At 65.6% G+C, this 19099-nt stretch carries 18 protein-coding genes; 14 read left to right on the forward strand and 4 right to left on the reverse strand.

All coding sequences use genetic code 11. The annotated features are described in order from the left end of the window. Window positions 1-120: 120 nt before the first annotated feature. The 10 genes from dmpE (at window position 121) to J0W34_RS00670 (ending at window position 8655) form a co-directional block, all read left to right on the forward strand. The gene (gene dmpE, locus J0W34_RS00625) at window positions 121-918 is read left to right on the forward strand and encodes a 2-oxopent-4-enoate hydratase (RefSeq protein ID WP_230970287.1); all 798 of its coding nucleotides are present in this window, start codon (window positions 121-123) and stop codon (window positions 916-918) included. Then, window positions 915-1718, forward strand: a complete 804-nt coding sequence (gene dmpH, locus J0W34_RS00630) for a 2-oxo-3-hexenedioate decarboxylase (protein ID WP_230970288.1) — start codon at window positions 915-917, stop codon at window positions 1716-1718. Before dmpE ends, dmpH begins: the two co-directional genes overlap by 4 nt. A gap of 202 nt (window positions 1719-1920) precedes the next feature. After that, window positions 1921-2847, forward strand: a complete 927-nt coding sequence (locus tag J0W34_RS00635; protein ID WP_230970289.1) for an acetaldehyde dehydrogenase (acetylating) — start codon at window positions 1921-1923, stop codon at window positions 2845-2847. Beyond that, window positions 2847-3896: a 4-hydroxy-2-oxovalerate aldolase gene (gene dmpG, locus J0W34_RS00640; protein WP_230970290.1), complete on the forward strand. Its 1050-nt coding sequence runs from the start codon at window positions 2847-2849 to the stop codon at window positions 3894-3896. Before J0W34_RS00635 ends, dmpG begins: the two co-directional genes overlap by 1 nt. 72 nt (window positions 3897-3968) lie before the next feature. Further along, window positions 3969-4898, forward strand: coding sequence for a catechol 2,3-dioxygenase (locus J0W34_RS00645; RefSeq protein ID WP_230970291.1), 930 nt, complete (start codon window positions 3969-3971; stop codon window positions 4896-4898). Window positions 4899-4926: 28 nt separating this feature from the next. After that, complete coding sequence (locus tag J0W34_RS00650) at window positions 4927-5691, forward strand: SDR family NAD(P)-dependent oxidoreductase (RefSeq protein ID WP_230970292.1); 765 nt, start codon at window positions 4927-4929, stop codon at window positions 5689-5691. A 15-nt stretch (window positions 5692-5706) separates the two neighbouring features. Next, window positions 5707-6138, forward strand: coding sequence for a tautomerase family protein (locus J0W34_RS00655; RefSeq protein ID WP_230970293.1), 432 nt, complete (start codon window positions 5707-5709; stop codon window positions 6136-6138). Window positions 6139-6179: 41 nt separating this feature from the next. Further along, complete coding sequence (locus tag J0W34_RS00660; protein ID WP_227818071.1) at window positions 6180-6611, forward strand: tautomerase family protein; 432 nt, start codon at window positions 6180-6182, stop codon at window positions 6609-6611. A gap of 140 nt (window positions 6612-6751) precedes the next feature. Then, on the forward strand, window positions 6752-7456 hold the full coding sequence (locus J0W34_RS00665) for an NAD(P)H-dependent oxidoreductase (RefSeq protein ID WP_230970294.1): 705 nt from the start codon (window positions 6752-6754) through the stop codon (window positions 7454-7456). Window positions 7457-7566: 110 nt separating this feature from the next. Next, window positions 7567-8655, forward strand: coding sequence for a hypothetical protein (locus tag J0W34_RS00670; protein ID WP_230970295.1), 1089 nt, complete (start codon window positions 7567-7569; stop codon window positions 8653-8655). Between the two features lie 120 nt (window positions 8656-8775). On the opposite strand, the gene J0W34_RS00675 is transcribed toward J0W34_RS00670, so the two are convergent. Both J0W34_RS00675 and J0W34_RS00680 read right to left on the reverse strand, forming a co-directional pair. Then, window positions 8776-9960, reverse strand: coding sequence for an ABC transporter substrate-binding protein (locus tag J0W34_RS00675; RefSeq protein ID WP_230970296.1), 1185 nt, complete (start codon window positions 9958-9960; stop codon window positions 8776-8778). 401 nt (window positions 9961-10361) lie between these two features. Continuing rightward, on the reverse strand, window positions 10362-11312 hold the full coding sequence (locus J0W34_RS00680; RefSeq protein WP_230970297.1) for a LysR family transcriptional regulator: 951 nt from the start codon (window positions 11310-11312) through the stop codon (window positions 10362-10364). Between the two features lie 157 nt (window positions 11313-11469). Between J0W34_RS00680 and J0W34_RS00685 the strand changes: the two genes are divergently transcribed. From J0W34_RS00685 to J0W34_RS00700, 4 genes are all read left to right on the forward strand, one after another. Further along, window positions 11470-12369 (forward strand): alpha/beta hydrolase fold domain-containing protein, encoded by a 900-nt coding sequence (locus J0W34_RS00685; protein WP_230970298.1) that lies wholly within the window; start codon window positions 11470-11472, stop codon window positions 12367-12369. Beyond that, complete coding sequence (locus J0W34_RS00690; RefSeq protein ID WP_230970299.1) at window positions 12366-13559, forward strand: efflux RND transporter periplasmic adaptor subunit; 1194 nt, start codon at window positions 12366-12368, stop codon at window positions 13557-13559. Before J0W34_RS00685 ends, J0W34_RS00690 begins: the two co-directional genes overlap by 4 nt. Before the next feature lie 82 nt (window positions 13560-13641). Next, on the forward strand, window positions 13642-16890 hold the full coding sequence (locus J0W34_RS00695) for an efflux RND transporter permease subunit (RefSeq protein WP_230970300.1): 3249 nt from the start codon (window positions 13642-13644) through the stop codon (window positions 16888-16890). Then, complete coding sequence (locus tag J0W34_RS00700) at window positions 16887-18326, forward strand: efflux transporter outer membrane subunit (protein WP_230970301.1); 1440 nt, start codon at window positions 16887-16889, stop codon at window positions 18324-18326. The genes J0W34_RS00695 and J0W34_RS00700 overlap by 4 nt, the downstream gene beginning before the upstream one ends. A gap of 179 nt (window positions 18327-18505) precedes the next feature. Here the strand turns inward: J0W34_RS00700 and J0W34_RS00705 are convergent, their stop codons facing one another. Together J0W34_RS00705 and J0W34_RS00710 are read right to left on the reverse strand one after the other, a co-directional pair. Then, a complete protein-coding gene (locus J0W34_RS00705) occupies window positions 18506-18814 on the reverse strand; it encodes a hypothetical protein (RefSeq protein ID WP_227818082.1) in 309 nt (102 codons plus the stop codon). A gap of 14 nt (window positions 18815-18828) precedes the next feature. Then, window positions 18829-19029, reverse strand: a complete 201-nt coding sequence (locus J0W34_RS00710) for a DUF2905 domain-containing protein (RefSeq protein ID WP_227818083.1) — start codon at window positions 19027-19029, stop codon at window positions 18829-18831. Window positions 19030-19099 lie beyond the last annotated feature (70 nt).

Raw genomic sequence — 19099 nt, forward strand, 5'->3', positions numbered from 1 at the left:
TGCAACTGCGATGCTCACCGTACATTCGTACGGCTGCGCTTCTCGTCGCAACCTCGGCGCTGCTCGCGACGCTTTCCCCATAGCTTGCAGCTCTGAATTTGACCTTACGGTGAGTTTTCGATGAACGAAGAACTGATCAACCAATGCGGTGACGAGCTCTACACCGCCTGGCTTGAGCGCAAGACCCTCGCGCCGCTGACCGAGCGTTATCCCGAGATCGAACTCGAGGACGCCTACAGGATCGCGCTGCGCTACATCGACCGTCGCGTTCAGACGGGCGAGACCATCGTGGGCAAGAAGATCGGTGTCACCTCCAAGCCGGTGCAGGACTTCCTCGGCGTGTATCAGCCGGACTTCGGCCAGCTGACCTCGGGCATGGTCTATGAGGACGGCGCCACCATCGACCTGGGCACGCTGATCCAGCCCAAGGCCGAGGCCGAGCTGGCCTTCGTGCTCAAGGAAGATCTGACCGGACCGGGCATCACCGCCATGGACGTGATCCGCGCCACCGACTACGTGGTGCCGTGCTTCGAGATCGTCGATTCGCGCATCACTGACTGGAAGATCAAGATCGAGGACACCGTGGCGGACAACGCCTCCTGCGGCGTCTATGTGCTCGGCAAGACGAAGGGCGATCCGCGCAAGCTGGACATCACCCTGGCCGGCATGGTGCTGGAGAAGAACGGCGAGCTGTTCTCCACCGGCGTCGGCGCCGCCGTGCAGGGTTCCCCGGCCAACGCCGTGGCGTGGCTGGCCAACACCCTGGGCGAGCTGGGCATCCCCTTCAAGGCCGGCGAGGTGATCCTCTCCGGATCGCAGTCGGCCCTGGTGCCGGTCACCGGCGGTGACGAACTGGTCTGCCATGTGGGCGGGCTGGGCAGCTGCAGCATCAAATTCTCGGGCAGGAGCGCCGTATGAGCATGGAAACGACACTCAGCCGCGAAGACATCGTGCGCCTGACCGAGCGCATCGAAGGCGCCCAGACCCGCGCCTACGCGATCCCCAAGCTGACCAACGAATACCCCAACATGACCCACGGCGACGGCTACGCCGTGCAGACGGAGCTGCGCCGCCGCTTCATCGCCCAGGGCCACCGTCATGTGGGCTGGAAGGCGGGGCTCACCTCGAAAGCCAAGATGCAGCAGATGGGCGTGAACGTGCCCTCCATCGGCTTCCTGACCGACCGCATGGCCCGCCCGGAAAACTCCGCCATTTCCACCGGCGACCTGGTGCACCCGCGCGTCGAGTGCGAGGTGGCGTTCGTGACCAAGGCGGATCTGGCCGGCCCGAACTGCACGAAAGAAGACGTGCTGGCCGCGACCGACTATGTGCTGCCGGCGGTGGAGATCATCGATTCGCGCTTTTCCGGCTTCAAGTTCGACCTGGAGAGCGTGATTGCCGACAACGGCTCCTCCGCCCGCTATGTCGGCGGCGGTCGTGCCCGCGATCCGAAGGACCTGGATCTGCGCACCCTGGGCGTGGTGATGGAAAAGAACGGCGAGATGGTGGCCATGGGCGCCTCCGCCGCCGTGCTCGGTCACCCGGCCGAAGCCGTGGCCATGCTGGTGAACATCCTCGCCGAGATGGGCGAAACCCTGCCGGCCGGCAGCTTCGTCATGAGCGGCGGCATCACCGAAGCCATTGCCGTGAAGCCGGGCGACAACGTGATCGCGCGCTTCCAAGAGCTGGGCAGCGTATCGATGCGGTTTGTGGAGTAGCAAACGCGTTCCTCCCCCTTCAAGGGGGAGATCAGGCGGGGGATGGGGTGCGTCGGCGACGTTTTAACCCCATCCCCGCCCCAGCCCTCCCCGTGAAGGGGAGGGGGCAGATTTGAAGTCATACCCGAGGCTGGCACGCCGAACTCACGCGGCGAAGCCTCAAAAGGGAACCGGTGCCCTGCGCACCACGAGAGAGGGACAGATGAAGAAGATTCGTTGTGCACTGATCGGCTCGGGCAACATCGGCACCGACCTGATCTACAAGATCCAGCGCAGCCCGGTGCTCGAACCGGTGTGGATGGTGGGTATCGATCCGGAATCCGAAGGCCTGAAGCGGGCCCGCGACATGGGCCTGAAAACCACGGCCGAGGGCGTGGACGGCCTGTTGCCGCATGTGCTCGAAGACAACATCCAGATAGCCTTCGACGCCACCTCCGCCTATGTGCATGGGGAGAACAGCCGCAAGCTCAACGAGCTGGGCGTGATGATGATCGACCTGACCCCGGCCGCCATCGGCCCCCTGTGCGTGCCGCCGGTGAACCTGCGCGAGCATGCAGAAAAAGTGGAAATGAACGTGAACATGATCTCCTGCGCCGGGCAGGCGACGATTCCCATCGTCAATGCCGTGGTGCAGGTGCAGAGCGTCGGCTACGCCGAGATCATCGCCTCGCTCTCGTCCAAGTCCATCGGCCCGGGCACCCGGGCCAACCTGGATGAATTCACCTACACCACCTCCAACGCGCTGGAGAAGGTCGGTGGCGCGCGCAAGGGCAAGGCGCTGGCGATCATCAACCCGGCCGAGCCGCCGATGATCATGCGCAACACCATCTACTGCCTGACCGACGAAGCGCCGGACGAAGCGAAGATCATCGAATCCGTGCGCAAGATGATCGGTGAAGTGCAGAAGTACGTGCCCGGCTACAAGCTGGTGAACGGCCCGGTCTTCGACGAAGTGCCGCAGGGCCATCGCGTGGCGGTGTACATGGAAGTGGCCGGCCTGGGCGACTACCTGCCCACCTACGCCGGCAACCTGGACATCATGACCGCCGCCGCCTGCCGCACCGCCGAAATGTTCGCCGAGGAGATCCTCGCGGGCAAGATCCAACTCAAAGCCACGGAGGCCGCGTGATGACGGACTCGAACCTCAAGGGCCGCAAGGTCATCCTCCATGACATGTGTCTGCGCGACGGCATGCACGCCAAGCGCGAGCAGATCAGCGTCGAGCAGATGGTCAAGGTCGCCACCGCGCTGGATGACGCCGGCGTCCCCTACATCCAGGTGACCCACGGCGCCGGCATGGGCGGCAACTCCCTGCAGCACGGTTTCGCCCTGGCGAGCAACGAGGAATACATCAGCGCCGTGGCCGCCGCGGTCAAGCAGACGAAAATCTCCGTGCTGCTGATCCCGGGCCTGGGCACCATGCGCGAACTGCAGGCAGCCTACGATGCGGGCGCCCGCAGCGTGCACGTGGCCACCCACTGCACCGAGGCCGACACGGCCCCGCAGCACATCGCCTTCTGCCGCAAGCTGGGCATGGACACCACCGGCTTCCTGATGATGGCCCACCTCAACGACGCCAAGGGCATCGCGGCGCAGGGCAAGCTGATGGAAAGCTACGGCGCCCAGACCGTGTATGTGACCGACTCGGCCGGCTACATGCTGCCGCAGGACGTCAAGGACCGCATCGGCGCGCTGCGTGACGTGCTCAAGCCCGAGACCGAAATCGGCTTCCACGGTCATCACAACATGGGCATGGGCATCGCCAACTCGATCGCCGCCATCGAAGCCGGCGCCAGCCGCATCGACGGTTCCGTGGCCGGCCTGGGTGCCGGCGCCGGCAACACCCCGCTCGAAGTGTTCCTGGCCGTGTGTGACCGCATGGGCATCGAGACCGGGGTGGACCTGTTCAAGCTCATGGACGTGGCCGAAGACATCATCGTGCCGATGATGGATCACATGGTCCGCGTTGATCGCGATTCGCTCACCCTGGGTTTTGCCGGGGTGTATTCCACCTTCCTGCTGCACGCCAAGCGCGCCGCCGAACGCTTCGGCGTGCCGGCCCGTGACGTGCTGGTCGAGCTGGGCCGCCGGAAGATGATCGGCGGTCAGGAAGACATGATCATCGACACCGCCATGACCATGGCCAAGGAACGCGGTTTGCTCAAGGACGTCGCCTGAGCGGCGAGACACCACAACGACGGCCTGCCCACGCAGGCGGGCCGCATCACCCCTGAAAATGGAGACAAGACAATGGCAATGAGAGGCATCCTTCGCCTGGGCGAAGTCCAGATTCGCGTGCTCGACATGGCGGAAGCCAAGCAGCACTACGGCAAGTACATGGGCCTGCACGAAATGATGACCGACGCCGAGGGCAGGGTCTATTTCAAGGCCTGGAACGAGAAGGACCACCACAGCGTGGTGCTGCGCGAGACCGATCGCGCCGGCCTCGATCATTTCGCCTACAAGGTGTTCGACGACGCCACCCTGACCGAGCTGCAACGCAAGATCGAAGCCTTCGGTATCGAGGTTGAAAACGTCGCTGCCGGTGTTTATCCCAAGAGCGGCCGGCGCATCAAGTTCCGCGTCCCCACCGGCCAGGAAATGCATCTGTATGCCGAGAAGGAATACGTGGGCAACTCGCTGGGCGAGACCAATCCGGGCACGCTGCCCGACGAAGGCGTGATTCGCGGCATGCGCATCGACGGGCTGGATCACCTGTTCATCCTCGGCCCGAACATGCCCGATACCGTGCGTCTGTTTTCCGAGGTGTTCGAATTCGACCTGGCTGAAGAGCTGGTGGACGAGCCGGGCGGCAACCAGATCCTGACCTTCTTCAGCTGCTCGTCACGCGCCCACGATATCGCCTTCGGCATGCATCCGGAGCCGGGCCGCTTCCACCATGCGTCCTTCCGTCTCAATTCGACGGAAGACCATGTCTATGCGGGCGACCTGATGGGCAAGTACGGCGTGCCCATCGAGCAGAACGACCGCCACGGCATCACCGGCGTGAAGACCATCTATTTCTTCGACCCGTCGGGTAACCGTAACGAGATCTTCACCGGCGGTCACACCCGCTACCCGGACACCCCGAAACTGACCTGGACCATGGACCACCTCGGCCTGGCCGCCTTCGCCCAGTCGCTGCACGTGCCCGAGACCTTCCTCGGCGTGTCGACCTGATCGAAAAAGAACAACGGAGTACAGCAACATGACAAGCGACGCAGATCGCACCGAAATCGCGGTTGTCGTGGGCGCCACCGGCGCCTTCGGCAACAAGATGGTCGACCGCCTGGTCGACGCCGGCCTCAAGGTCGTGGCCGTGGCGCGCAGCGCCGATTCGCTGGCCGAGCTGCAGGCCCGCCAGCCGTCCATCGGTGTGTGCGTGGCCGACATCTCGGATGACTCATCCATCGCCGCCATCAGGGAAGTGCTCGACCGTCCGGTGCGTGCCGTGGTGCATGGCCCCGGCGTGGGCGTGGCCGGCGGCATTCTGGTCGCCCCGACCGCCACCATGGTCGATGCGGTAAACATCAAGGTCGGTGGCCTGTTGCGCCTGACCCGCGCGGCCGACGAGCGTTTCGTCAAGGGTAGCCGCATCATCGCCATCGGCGGTCACTATGGCCTCGAGCCGACCGCCTACGCGGCATCGGCAGGCGTGGCCAACGCGGCGCTGGTGAATGTCTCCCGTCAGCTCAGTCTGGCCTACGGCCCGCGCGGCGTCACCGCCCACGTCATCGCCCCGGGGCCGGCGGACACCGAGCGCCTGCGCAACGTGGCCAAGGCCCGTGCCGAGCAGCGCGGCTGCAGCGTGGATGACGTGCTCGACGAGCTCAAGGAAGAGTCGTCCATCGGCGCCTTCACCACGCCCGAGCAGGTCGCCTGGGCGGTGAGCATGTTGCTCGACCCCTGCGCCGATGCCATGACCGGCTCGACGCTGATGCTCGACTCCGGCCGCCGCAAGGGCCTGCCCTGAACGAGGACGAACACCATGCCCGTCGCCAATTTTCATCTGATCGACATCCCGCTCAACCGGGCCCTGGTCAAGCCGTTGCTCAAGGGCGCCTGCGCGCTGTACGCCGAAGTGCTGGGCGCGCCGCCGGAGCGCATCCGTGCCTTCGTGACCTTCCATGACCCGGACGCCTTTCTGGCGGGCGGCGAACTGTGCAGCGAGAACGGCGAGAACGCGCCGTACTTCGACTTCATCGTCCTGGAAGGGCGGCCGGTCGAACAACGTCACCTGCTGCTCTCGGGCTTTACCGACTTGCTGGTGGCGCTGCTCGGCGTCGATCGAAACGCCATTCGCGGCCACTGCCGCCCCGTGTCGCCCGAGAACTGGGCCATCGGCGGCGTGCCCGCCAGCGAGAAACGCGCAGCCGAGATCGACACGCTAGCCCGCGCCGCGGCCGCGGCGGCCCGCTAGCCCGTGGTACATCGGAACACTTGAATGACCGGAGAGAAACCATGCCCGTTGTGACCTTCCATCTGCTCGACAACGAGACCACCCACGCGAAGGCGGAAGAACTGCTGAAGGGCGCCTGTGCCCTGTACGCCGAGGTGCTTGATGCCCCCATCGAGCGCATTCGCGCCTTCATCACCCTGCACCGGGCCGACCAGTTTCTCGTTCATGGCCAGCTGTGTTCGAAAAACGGCATTCATTCACCGTTCTTCGATTTCATCATCATGAACGGCCGCCCCATCGAGTCGCACAACCGGCTCATGAAGGGCTTCACCGACCTGCTGGTCGAGGTGCTTGGCGTCAAGCGCGAAGACGTGCGCGGCATCTGCCGCCGTGTCGAGCCCGAAGACTGGTGCATCTCCGGCGAACCGGCCAGTGAGGTCCGCAAGGCCGAGGTCGAGGCACGCAAGGCGGCGGCTGCCGCCGCCAATGCGTAAGGCCACAGCCAGCCCCGGCCCAACCGCTCCCGCTCCGACCGACAAGCCCTCTCCTCAAGAGTGTCGGTCGTCTTCACCCTCCGCAGTCCCAGTGGCTGCGGAGGTTTTTTTGGCCTCACGATTGACCCGGGAAGCATGAGATGAATGTTCTGATCGTCTTCGCCCACAACGAGCCGCAATCCTTCAACGCCGCCATGAAAGACCTGGCGGTGAAGGAACTGGAGGCGCAGGGCCACAAAGTTCAGGTCTCCGACCTCTACGCCATGGACTGGAACCCGGTGGCCAGCGCCGCCGACTTCGGCAGCCGCAAGAATCCCGACTACCTCGTTTATGCCCTCGAACAGCGTCACAACTTCGAGGCCGCCACCCTGGCGCCCGACATCGCCGCCGAAGTCGAGAAGTTGCAATGGGCCGACTTCATCCTCTTCAACTTCCCCATCTACTGGTACGGCATGCCAGCCATCATGAAGGGGTGGATCGACCGGGTGTTCGTCTCCGGCCTGTGCTATGGCGGGCGCCGCATCTACGACCGGGGCGGCCTGGCCGGCAAACGCGCCATGCTTGCGTTTTCGCTGGGCGGGCAGGAACACATGTTCGGCGAAGGCGCCATCCACGGCGAACTCGACCTGCTGCTGCGCCCCATCCAGCGCGGCATGCTCGGCTACGTGGGCCTCACCGTGCTGCCGCCCTTCATTGCCTGGCATGTGCCGTATCTGTCGGATGAGGCACGGGCGCAGATTCTGGCCGACTACCGCGAGCGGCTGCACCAGCTCGACACGCTCGAGCCGCTGGTGTTTCCGACAATGGGAGATTTCGACGAAACCTTGCGCCCCAAAGCAGGCTGAACCCGGTGGCGCTCGCCCAAGCGCGCCTGACCTGTGGCACCCTGTGATGCTGTTGGTATGACTGTTCGCGGCCAACTGCGGGTGGCCGATGCATCAATGGAGCGGTTCGAATGAGTTATGTGGTGCAAATCTGGGCCGACCCGGTGCCGGCAAGCCTGACCGAGGCGAGCCAACTGATCGATCGGCTCAGTACCGAGCGTTGCGCTCAACTGCCCGAGTTTATCGAGCTGGCCAAACGGCTCACGGAAAAGTACCCGTGCCTGACGACCCCGGATGCACCCGGTGAGCACGGCGCATGGAGCGACGGGCCGCTCGATGGGCTGACCGACGAGCCCATCTACGGCCTCGGTGTGTCCTCGGACATGATCGACGAGGTGATGCCCTTTGTCGTCGCCACCGCCCGGCAGCTCAAGCTCACGGTCTACGACATGCAGGCGGGGCTGGCCTTCTTGCCGGACGGGACAATCCTGTGCGATCACCCGAACACGGTGGTCGCTGCCACGAGCGATGCCGATCCGATGGCCGAGGGTGGCATCGATGAACGCTTCCGCTCACGGCCTCACTTCGCCGAGGTGTTCAGGGCCGAACTGTGTGAGCTGATGCGCTCGCACGGCTACAAGGACTACAAGTCGTTCAGCATGTTCAAGCGCCGCACCGATCTGTTTGATGAAGAGGTTCAGATCAGTGCGGGATCAAGCTACGACCCAACGCTCATTTGGCGACTGACGCCTCGTCTTCCCGAAGCGCTCAAATCGGAAATCGAAGCTGCGGGTCTGTTGGAGGTCGTATATGAACTGGACCTCTGGGCGCTGGTCGATGCCGAACCATTTGATCGATCTTCGGCAGGTAAGACCGAGTCAGCTTACAGGGGGTCATTCAGTAACGAGGTCTTCTGGCGGGTTCAGTCGGTCCCGCAGGCGCGAGAAGTGGCCGCAAAGTGCATGGGACCCACTTTTGAGCATCGAATTCTTCCGGTTCTCAGCAAGTTCACGAATTGGCAAGCGGTCGATCAGATAATCAATCGGAACGACAATCAGCCCAGCCCGGTTTACGTAGAGGGCGACATCCTCGTTCTGGCCTGGCTGGCGGGAAGAACCGACCTTCGGTCGCTGGCGGAGCACTTGAAGCGGACCACGAAAGGCTTCAAGACCACGAAAATCGACACCTACCTCGCCGTGCTGGAGCGCGTCCCGCGCTAAGCACGTGGTCACTCTCGGCGCGCTGCAAGCGGCGCCGGGGGCGCTGTTGCGATCAGACGGTAGAAACCGGTCCTGCGGACGAAAGCGCAGGGCGGATTCTAGCCTGCCGCCCCCCGCCCCTTACTCGATCAGATACCCGGCCGACGACAACACCCCCAGCCCGATGCGTGCCACGGTCTTGTCGCTTGCGCCGGTGGGCGTGATGCGCAGGCCGCCGATGTCGCGGTCGCTCATGCCTTGCAACTGCGTGCGCAGGCTGGCGCGATCCACCACGCCGCTGATGCCGCCGATGGCATCGAGCACGACCCGTAGATTCAGATAGGCCTCGAAGCCGAGGTAGTTGGTGCTCAGTGGCAGTTCGGCGGTGACTCGGCGGAACTCGTTTGCCAGCGGAGCGGGGCTGGCCTCCGGGTTGGGCACCACGGTGGTGAAGCCGAGCATGCGCCCGCGAATCGATGGCACGGTCATCACCAGCGAAGGATCGGCCATGGACACCACGATGGGGGGCAGCTGTGACTGGTTGTCCGGCTGCAGAAGCGGCGTGGTCATGGCCGTGGAAGCGCTCAGGTCGAGCACCAGCGCATCGGGCTTGATGCCTTTGAGGGTGTCGAGCGCTCTTTCATCGGCCGTGATACGGGAGACCTTGATGTGGTTGGCCTCCAGGGCTCGCGTCAGCGCGTCGTTCTTTTCCGGCAAACTGGTGGCGTCGCTCATGATCACGGCGCGCAGGATGCCGATGGTGGCCATCTGCCTGGCCAGTTTCTCTGCCTCGGCCGCGTAGTCGCCCCGCACCGGGAACACCCGGCCGCCACCGGCGCCGCGCAAGGCCGTCGCGCCGGAAATGGTGCCCACCAGTACGCCGTCGGCCTTGCCGATGATCGGCACCGCGGCATCGCAGACCCGATCACCCACGCAGTTGATGACCGCCAGCACACCGTCTTCCTCGAGCAGCTGTGCCACGTTGTCGGCATAGCCTTCGGGTGTGCCGTCGTCCTGCAGGGTGATGAGTTCGACCGGGCGGCCGCCGATACCGCCGCCATCATTGACCGCGTCGACCAGCGCGCGAGTGGCGTCGGAGATGGCGCTGGCGATCTTGAAATTGGCCATGCCCATGGGCACGGACTGACCGATCAGAATGGGTTTTTCCGCCGCATAGGCGTTGCCCAGCAGCACGGCCGCCGACAGGGCAAGGGTGCCGGCCAGCCATGCCAGGTATCGCGCCACCCGCGCGCTGGTCATGAATCGCAACGCACGATGGGTCGGGGCGGGCGTCCGTGACACCGCCGCGTGTTCGTTGGAATGCATGTTGTCTCCTCCTCGGGATGAGACACGGGTACGTTGCCTGTGTCTCTGTTCGATGTGCGGTAATCCGGATGCTGCCGGCAGGCCTGGCCTCGAAAGAAAAGGCCTCCGCGCACCATGCGCGGAGGGTTCTGCAACAAGCGTGAAGGTCACGGTGGAGAGGGGGATCCAGCACGCCTGCAGAAGCTCAAAACGTGCGCCCGACCTGCCCTCGGACCCATGACCCGTGATCCCCAAGTGAGACGCCCTGACGCCTCGGCATGGCAAGCCCTGAGTCCAGCCTGACGAAAGTCAGGTCGGTTGCACCTGGCAATATTTACGGGGCTGGGCCATCGAGGTCCAATACCAATGGTGTGGGGGCTTCATACCGAATAGGTATCGTCGAGCGCAGGCGACGCGAGGGGTCAGGGCGTTCTCCGGAGCCGGCGCAACGGGACGTCGGGATCGAGTGGCACGACTTCGAGCTGTGCGAATACCTCGGCCATCCAGTCGACAAAGACACGAACCTTGGCCGAGAGGCGGCGATTGGGCGGATACACCGCATACACCGGCAGGGGGCCGGGCAGCCAGTCACTCAGCACGGGGACCAGGGTGCCTTTGCGCAGATGGTGTTCAACCAGATAGCTGGGGATCTGGGCCACGCCGTGGCCGGCGACGATCGCCGCCAGGTAGGCATTGCTGTCGTTGACCGTGATCCGACTGCGTCCGAACAGCTCGATGCGTTCGTCGCCTCGATTGAAATCCAGCGGAAACGCCCGACCGCTGCCGGCGGAGAAGTAGCCGACCACCCAATGCGCGTCTTCCAGTTCCGACGGGTGGGTCGGTTCGCCGTGGCGCTCGATGTAGCTCGGTGCCGCGCAGGTGGAGAAACCCATATGGGTGAGCAGGCGGGCCACCATCTGGTCATCAATGATGTTGCTGCCGCGGATGACGCAGTCCACGTTGTCGGTGATCAGGTCCACAAGGCGGTCGCCGACCCCCAGGTCAATCTGGATGTCCGGATATCGCGCATGGAAGTCATGCAGCTGGGGGATGATCACATCGCGCGCCAACGAGGCGGGCACATCCACCCGGATGCGGCCACAGGGGCAGGCCTGGGCGTTGGCCAGCGAGGTGTCGATCTCTTCCAGTTCGGCCAGCAGGCGCGCGGTGCGTTCGTAGTAGGCCGCACCCTCGGCGGTAACCGTCACCTGGCGCGTGGTGCGGTTGAGAAGCTGGACATGCAGGTGGGCTTCGAGGCTCTGCACGAGCTTGGAAACGGTGGCTTTGGGCATGTTCAGCGACTCGGCCGCCTTGGTGAAGGTGCCCGCTTCAACAACGCGCGCGAACACGCGAATGGCCTGGAACTGGTCCATGAGAAATCTCCCGTGCAGATGTGCAACTGCACAATTGTCCATATGTGGAGACAATGTAATCGCAAATAGGCTGTTTATCCATAGGTGTAAACAAACTATCGTTCAGCCATACGAAAACACAACCCCCAACCCCACGCACACATGTGAACCGATGCCCATGAGCCGTTTTTCCACCCTGCCGATCGACGCACGCGAGCCTGACTGGGCGCTTGAGGCGATCCAGAACGGCGCCGAGGCCACCGTCCCGGTGCGTGTCTACGGTGCCCCGTCGGCGCCGGCGGGCGCGGTGGTGGTCCATTTTCATGGGGGCAACCTGCGTGATGGCACGCTCGACGATGGCCTTGTGGTTGCGCGGCTGTTGCAGGGCGCGGGCGCCGTGGTGATGTCGGTGGCCTACCCGCCGGCCTGCGCACAGCCTTTCCCGGCCGCACTCGATGCCGGTCGTGCGGTGCTGATGTGGGCACATGGCCGGCTCAGCGCGCTGGCGGGCAAGGGGGCGCGACTGTTCGTGGCCGGCGAGGAGGGCGGCGCGAACCTGGCCGCTGCGCTGGCGATGCAGACTCGCGACCAGCGTTGCTCCGCCCTGGCCGGGCAGATCCTGGTGTCGCCCATGCTCGACCCGCGTGTCGGCACGGCGTCGATGCGCGCAGCTAGCGCCGGCAAGACCTGTTGCCAGTGGGCGCAGGGCTGGCACGCCTATCTGGATTGCGGCTCGGCCGCCGATCACCCCTACGCCTTGCCCGCGCGCTCCCTGCGGCTGGCCGGCTTGCCGCCCACCCTGGTCATCACCGGCGAGGACGACCTCATGCGCGACGAGGCGCTGGCCTACGCGCAGCGCCTGACCGAAGCCGGCACGCCGTGTCTGACAGAGGTGGTCGCCGGGGAGACCGGCTGGCCGCTGTCGCTCAGATGCGCCGACGCCCTGGCAGCCCCGTGGGCGGCGCAGGTGCAGGCACGGATGCATGGCTTCCTCAACCCGAATACCGAGAGGGTCGCCTGTCGAGCGGCCTCCGCCCCGACCCTGAAAGACTCCAACCCTGACGGAGAAAGATCATGACGACGAAAGAACAGAGCCCGCGCCGGCAGCGCAACCTGGCGGCCATCATTCTGGCCCTCGCGGCCGGGGGTGGTGCGGTGTACGCGAGCAAGAACGATGCGCCCGAGACGCCGCTGGCAGCGACCGTGGAGGCCGCCATTCCCGTGTCGGTGCAGACCGTGGAGGAGCGCCACGTCCAGCTGTGGCAGGAATTTTCGGGGCGACTCGAAGCGGTGGACGAAGTGGACATCCGCTCCCGTGTCTCCGGCACCATCCAGGCGGTGCACTTCAAGGAAGGCAGCCTGGTGAAGGCCGGTGACCTGCTCATCACCATCGACCCGGACCCGTACGCGGCCGAGGTGGATCGTGCCAGTGCCCAGGTGGTGGCCGCCCGTGCCCGCGTGGCCTACAGCACCAGCGAGGCGGAGCGTGCCCAGCGCCTGTGGAAGGTCAAGGCCGTGGCTGAGCGCGAGCTTGACGAGCGGGTCAATGCCAAGCGCGAGGCCGATGCCCAGCTGCGTGCCGCGTTGGCCGCGCTCAAGACCGCCAAACTCAATCTCGACTACACCCAGGTGCGCGCGCCGGTCTCCGGTCGGGTCGGGCGCATCGAAATCACCGTGGGCAACCTGGTGGCCGCCGGTCCGGGTGCCCCGGTACTGACCCGGTTGGTGTCGGTGAGCCCCATCTATGCGCGCTTCGACGCCGACGAGGCGGCCATCGCCCAGGTGCTGCGCAGTCGCCAGAGCGCCGATGGCGTGGCCGGCCTCAAGGACATTCCGGTGCAGATGAGCACACTGACCACCGGTGATCGCGCCCTGACCGGCCACCTGCAGCTGGTGGACAACCGGGTGGATCCGGCCAGTGGCACGGTGCAGATGCGTGCGGTGTTCGACAATCCGGACGGGCTGTTGCTGCCCGGTCAGTTCGCCCGGGTGAAGCTGGGCAGCGAACAACCGGCCGAGGCGGTGCTCATCAGCGAGCGCGCCGTGGGCACCGACCAGGACAAGAAGTACGTGCTCGTGGTCGATGCCGAAGATCGCACCCGCTATCGCGAAGTGCAGCTGGGCAATGCGGTCGATGGGGAGCGCATCGTGCTCTCCGGTCTGTCGGCCGGTGAGCGCATCGTCGTGAGCGGTCTGCAGCGCGTGCGCCAGGGCTCTCTGGTGTCGCCGCAGCCGGTTCAAGCGCCCGCGCCGACCGCCGGCCTCTAAAAACAACCCCCCGGACAAGCCGCCGTCGTGACCCACAAGGTCGCGAGGGAGGCGGCTTGCCATCCATCTCCCGGAGCGAGCCATGAACCTCTCCAAATTCTTCATCGACCGGCCCATCTTCGCGGGCGTGCTGTCGGTGCTGATCTTTCTGGGCGGCCTGATCAGCGTCCGCAGTCTGCCCATCTCCGAATACCCGGAAGTGGTCCCCCCGTCGGTGGTGGTGCGTGCCCAGTTCCCGGGTGCCAACCCGCGCGTGATTGCCGAAACCGTCGCCACCCCGCTGGAGGAATCCATCAACGGGGTCGAAGACATGCTCTACATGTCCAGCCAGGCCACCACCGACGGCCTGATGACCCTGACCGTGACCTTCCGTCTGGGGACGGACCCGGACAAGGCCCAGCAGCTGGTGCAGAACCGGGTGTCGCAGGCCGAGCCGCGTCTGCCCGAAGAGGTGCGTCGGCTGGGCATCACCACGGTCAAAAGCTCGCCCGACCTGACCATGGTGGTGCACCTGCTCTCGAGCAACGGCCGCTATGACATGACCTACCTGCGCAACTACGCGGTGCTCAACGTGAAGGACCGGCTCGCCCGCGTGCCCGGCGTGGGGCAGGTGCAGCTGTTCGGCTCGGGCGACTACGCCATGCGCGTGTGGCTCGACCCGCAGAAGGTGGCCGAGCGTGGCCTGTCGGCCAGCGACATCGTGACCGCCATCCGCAGCCAGAACGTGCAGGCCGCCGCCGGCGTGGTGGGCGCATCGCCCGCGCGCTCGGACGTGGAGCTGCAGCTGTCCATCAACGCCCAGGGGCGCCTGCGCAATGAAGAGGAATTCGGCGACATCATCATCAAGCGGGCCGACGACGGCGCCGTGACCCGCCTGCGCGACGTGTCGCGCATCGAGCTGGGGGCGGCCGACTATTCGCTGCGTTCGCTGCTCGATAACAAGGACGCGGTGGCCGTGCCGATCTTTGCCGCACCGGGCTCCAACGCCATCGATATTTCCAACGGCGTGCGCGCCACCATGGCAGAAATCAAGCAGACCATGCCCGAGGGTGTGGACTACGAAATCGTCTACGACCCCACCCAGTTCGTGCGTGCCTCCATCGAGTCGGTGGTGCACACCCTGCTAGAGGCCATCGCCCTGGTGGTGATCGTGGTGATCCTGTTCCTGCAGACCTGGCGCGCGTCGATCATCCCGCTGCTGGCGGTGCCGGTGTCGGTGGTCGGCACCTTCGGGGTGATGCATCTGTTCGGTTTTTCCATCAACGCGCTGTCCCTGTTCGGCCTGGTGCTGGCCATCGGTATCGTGGTCGACGACGCCATCGTGGTCGTGGAAAACGTGGAGCGCAACATCGAGGCCGGGCTGTCGCCGCGCGAGGCAAGCTACCGGGCCATGCGCGAGGTGTCGGGGCCGATCATTGCCATCGCCCTAGTGCTCATCGCGGTGTTCGTGCCGCTGGCCTTCATCACCGGCCTCACCGGCCAGTTCTACCGCCAGTTCGCCCTCACCATCGCCATCTCGACCGTGATCTCGGCGATCAACTCGCTCACCCTGTCGCCCGCCCTGGCGGCCATGCTGCTCAAGGGCCATGACGCGCCGAAAGACGCGCTCACCCGGGGCATGGACAAAGTGTTCGGCCCGCTCTTCCGCGGTTTCAACCACCTCTTCGGCCGGGGCGCCGAGGCCTACAGCGGCGGTGTGAAGAAGGCCATCGGCCGGCGTGCGCTCATGCTCGGGCTGTATCTGGGGCTGGTGGGCCTGACCTGGGCCTTGTTCCAGGGCGTGCCCAAGGGCTTCGTGCCGGCGCAGGACAAGCAGTACCTGATCGGCTTCGCCCAGCTGCCCGACGGCGCCACGCTGGACCGCACCGAGGCGGTCATCCGCCAGATGGGCGAGATCGCCATGCAGGACCCGGGCGTGGAGCACGCGGTGGCCTTCCCCGGGCTGTCGATCAACGGCTTCACCAACAGCTCCAGCTCCGGCATCGTGTTCACCCCGCTCAAGCCCTTCGACGAGCGCAAGGGGGCCGACCAGAGTGCCGGGGCCATTGCCGGGCGTCTGAACCAGGCCTTTGCCCAGATCCAGGATGCCTTCATCGTCATCTTCCCGCCGCCGCCGGTGCAGGGGCTGGGGACGACCGGCGGCTTCAAGCTGCAGGTCGAAGACCGAGCTTCGCTGGGCTTCCCGGCCCTGAACGACGCGGTGCAGGCCTTCATGGCCAAGGCGCATGAGGCCCCTGAACTGGCGGGCATGTTCACCAGCTTCCAGGTGAACGTGCCGCAACTCTATGCCGATCTGGATCGCACCCGCGCCCGCCAGTTGGGCGTGGCGGTGACCGATGTGTTCGACACCCTGCAGATCTATCTGGGCAGCCTGTATGTGAACGACTTCAACAAGTTCGGCCGGACCTATTCGGTACGCGTGCAGGCGGATTCACAGTTCCGTGCCCGCGCCGAGGACATCGGCCAGCTCAAGGTGCGTTCCGCCTCGGGCGAGATGATTCCGCTGTCGGCCCTGCTCAAGGTGTCGCCCAGCTTCGGGCCGGAGCGTGCCATGCGCTACAACGGCTTCCTGTCCGCCGACATCAATGGTGGTCCGGCGCCGGGCTATTCCTCCGGTCAGGCGCAGGACGCCATCAAGCGCATCGCGGCCGAAACCTTGCCCCCGGGCATTGCCTTCGAGTGGACCGAGCTGACCTATCAGGAAATCCTCGCCGGTGACTCGGCCCAGTGGATCTTCCCGCTGGCGATTCTGCTGGTGTTCCTGGTGCTGGCCGCCCAGTACGAAAGCCTGACCCTGCCGCTGGCGATCCTGCTCATCGTGCCCATGAGTCTGCTCTCGGCCATGGCCGGGGTGTGGCTGTCGAACGGCGACAACAACGTGTTCACCCAGATCGGCCTGATGGTGCTGGTGGGCCTGTCGGCCAAGAACGCCATCCTGATCGTGGAGTTTGCCCGCGAGCTGGAGTTTGCCGGTCGCACGCCGCTGCAGGCGGCCATCGAGGCGAGCCGCCTGCGCTTGCGCCCGATCCTGATGACCTCCATGGCCTTCATCATGGGCGTGCTGCCCCTGGTGCTTGCCAGCGGGGCCGGCTCGGAGATGCGCCGCGCCATGGGTGTGGCGGTGTTCTCCGGCATGATCGGCGTGACCGCCTTCGGCCTCTTCCTCACCCCGGTGTTCTATGTGGTGCTGCGCCGCCTGACCGGCAACCGCACCCTCAAGCTGCACGGGCACGAGGCCCACCTTGAAGCCTTCGCCGGCACCCCCGGTGCCCGACCCGGCCCCCGCCGCGCGTCGCGACGAACTGCTCTGAGCAGGAGGACGACATCATGACCCTCAATACGACATTGCTGACCCCCGTCCTCGCCGCCCTGGTGCTGGCGGGTTGTGCCTCCGCGCCACAGATCGACGCCAGTGCCCTGCCCACGGCACCGGCCCAGTACCGTGAAAACGATGCGCGCTGGATGCGCGCCGACACGGCCACGGTGGCGCCCCGCGCCGACTGGTGGACGCTGTTCGACGACCCCGTCCTCGACCAGCTTGAAACGCAAGCGGCCAAGAACAACAATGCCCTGCAAACCGCCGCCGCCAACCTGGCCCGTGCCCGCGCCGTGGCACGAATCACCGATGCCGACCGGGCACCCCAGGTGGGTGTCGGCGCACAGGTGACCCGCCAGGGCGGCCCGCTGGCCGAAGAGGCCGGCACTGCAGGCACACTCGGTCAGGTGGGGGCGAGCTTCTCCTATGAAGTGGATCTGTTCGGCCGCCTCTCCGAGGCGTCACGCGCAGCTCGCCTCGATGCCGACGCCCAGGCGGCCTTGCTCGACGACGCCCGCCTGCTGGTGCATGGCGCGGTGGCGGAAACCTATCTGGCCATCCGCGTGCTCGACCAGGAGCGCCGTGTGGTGCGCGATACGGTGGCGGCCTACCGCAACACGCTGGACCTGAGCCGCCAGCGGCTCGACGCCGGCGACATCTCCGAACTCGATGTGGCGCGCATCGAGACCGAGCTGGCGGTCAACGAATCCGACGCCCTGGCGCTGGACCGCCGCCGTGCCGTGCTCGAACACGGTCTGGCGGTGCTGGTGGGGCAGGCCGCCTCGGACTTCACGCTCGAAGCCACCGACTGGACGGCCACCCTGCCGACCATCCCCGCCGGCCTGCCCAGCGCCTTGCTGAGTCAGCGTCCGGACGTGCTGGCGGCGCAGCGGGCGGTGCTCGCGGCGCAGGCGCGGGTGGGCGTCGCCCAGGCGGCGTGGTTCCCCAACATCGCGCTGACCGGCAACGCCGGCTATGCCTCGACCGATCTGGAAGACCTGTTCAAGTGGTCGACCCGCGCCTGGGGGATCGGTGCGCTCCTGTCCTTGCCCATCTTCGATGGCGGCCGGCGCGAGGCCGGTGTACAGAGTGCGCAGGCGGACCTCGACGGGGCGCTGAGTCGCTACCGGGAACAGGCGCTGGTGGCGTTCCGCGACGTGGAAGACCAGCTCGCCTCCCTGCGTCTGTTGTCCGAGCAATCCGATGCCCAGGCCCGCGCGGTCAATTCGGCCACGCGGGCCATGACCCTGTCCGAACATCGCTACGACAACGGGCTGGTGAGCCAGCTTGACCTGCTCGATGCGCGTCGCAGCGAGCTGGCCAGCCGACGGGTGGCCCTGCAGGTGAAAGCGGCGCGGTATCAGTCCACCGTCGCACTCATTCGCGCACTCGGTGGCCGCTGGGCGCCGGGTGGTGCAGCCGAGCCGGTGGCGCTGGCCAACACCCCTTGATCAGTAATGCCGTTCAGTTAAGAGAATCCGAGCCTTATAGACGGGTCGCTCCCTCCCCTTCAAGGGGAGGGTTGGGGTGGGGATGGGGTGAAACTGGGCAGCTCAAACCCCATCCCCCTCCTGACCTCCCCCTTGAAGGGGGAGGAACCGTGCCTTAACTGAACGGCATTACCCCTTGATCAGCTGCTTTCAAGACTGGCGAGAAAATGCTCGCGGGCGGATTCGAGCAGGTGAAGCTGCTCGACGGCGACCAGCCGGCGGGCGTGCTGATGGTAGAGGTCGAGCGCGGTGATGACATCGGCCAGGGCGACCGTGTCTGTCGGTGGTGCAACCGCCTGAGTGGCACCACCCACCGGTTTGAGGGTGGCGTGCTTGGGCACGAACACGGTGCCGCCCTTTTCGGTGTTGGCGGTCATCGGACCGATCTTGGTGAAGACCTTGCCCTGCCATTCAAACTGCGCGCCGATGGGGAGGAGATGGATTTTCATTCGTGTCGGTCCGGTTATTTGCGCCACCACCACAGCAACAGCGAGACCACCACGGAGACGACGATGGAGGTCATCAGCGGAAAGTGAAAGCTGAAGCCCTCGCGCTGCATGTGGATGTCGCCGGGCAGGCGGCCCAGCGGCAGCTTGGCCAGCCAGGGCCACAGCAAGCCGACGGCGACCAGCAGCAGGCCGAGGAGGATGAGGGTGCGTTGCATGACCACAGTCTACAAACTTTCACGGTCGCACGGCATGCCGTCGCGGATGTGATCGATGCCGCGCGATGAA

It is taken from the genome of Nitrogeniibacter aestuarii, from assembly GCF_017309585.1.
Classification (GTDB): Bacteria; Pseudomonadota; Gammaproteobacteria; order Burkholderiales; family Rhodocyclaceae; genus Nitrogeniibacter; species Nitrogeniibacter aestuarii.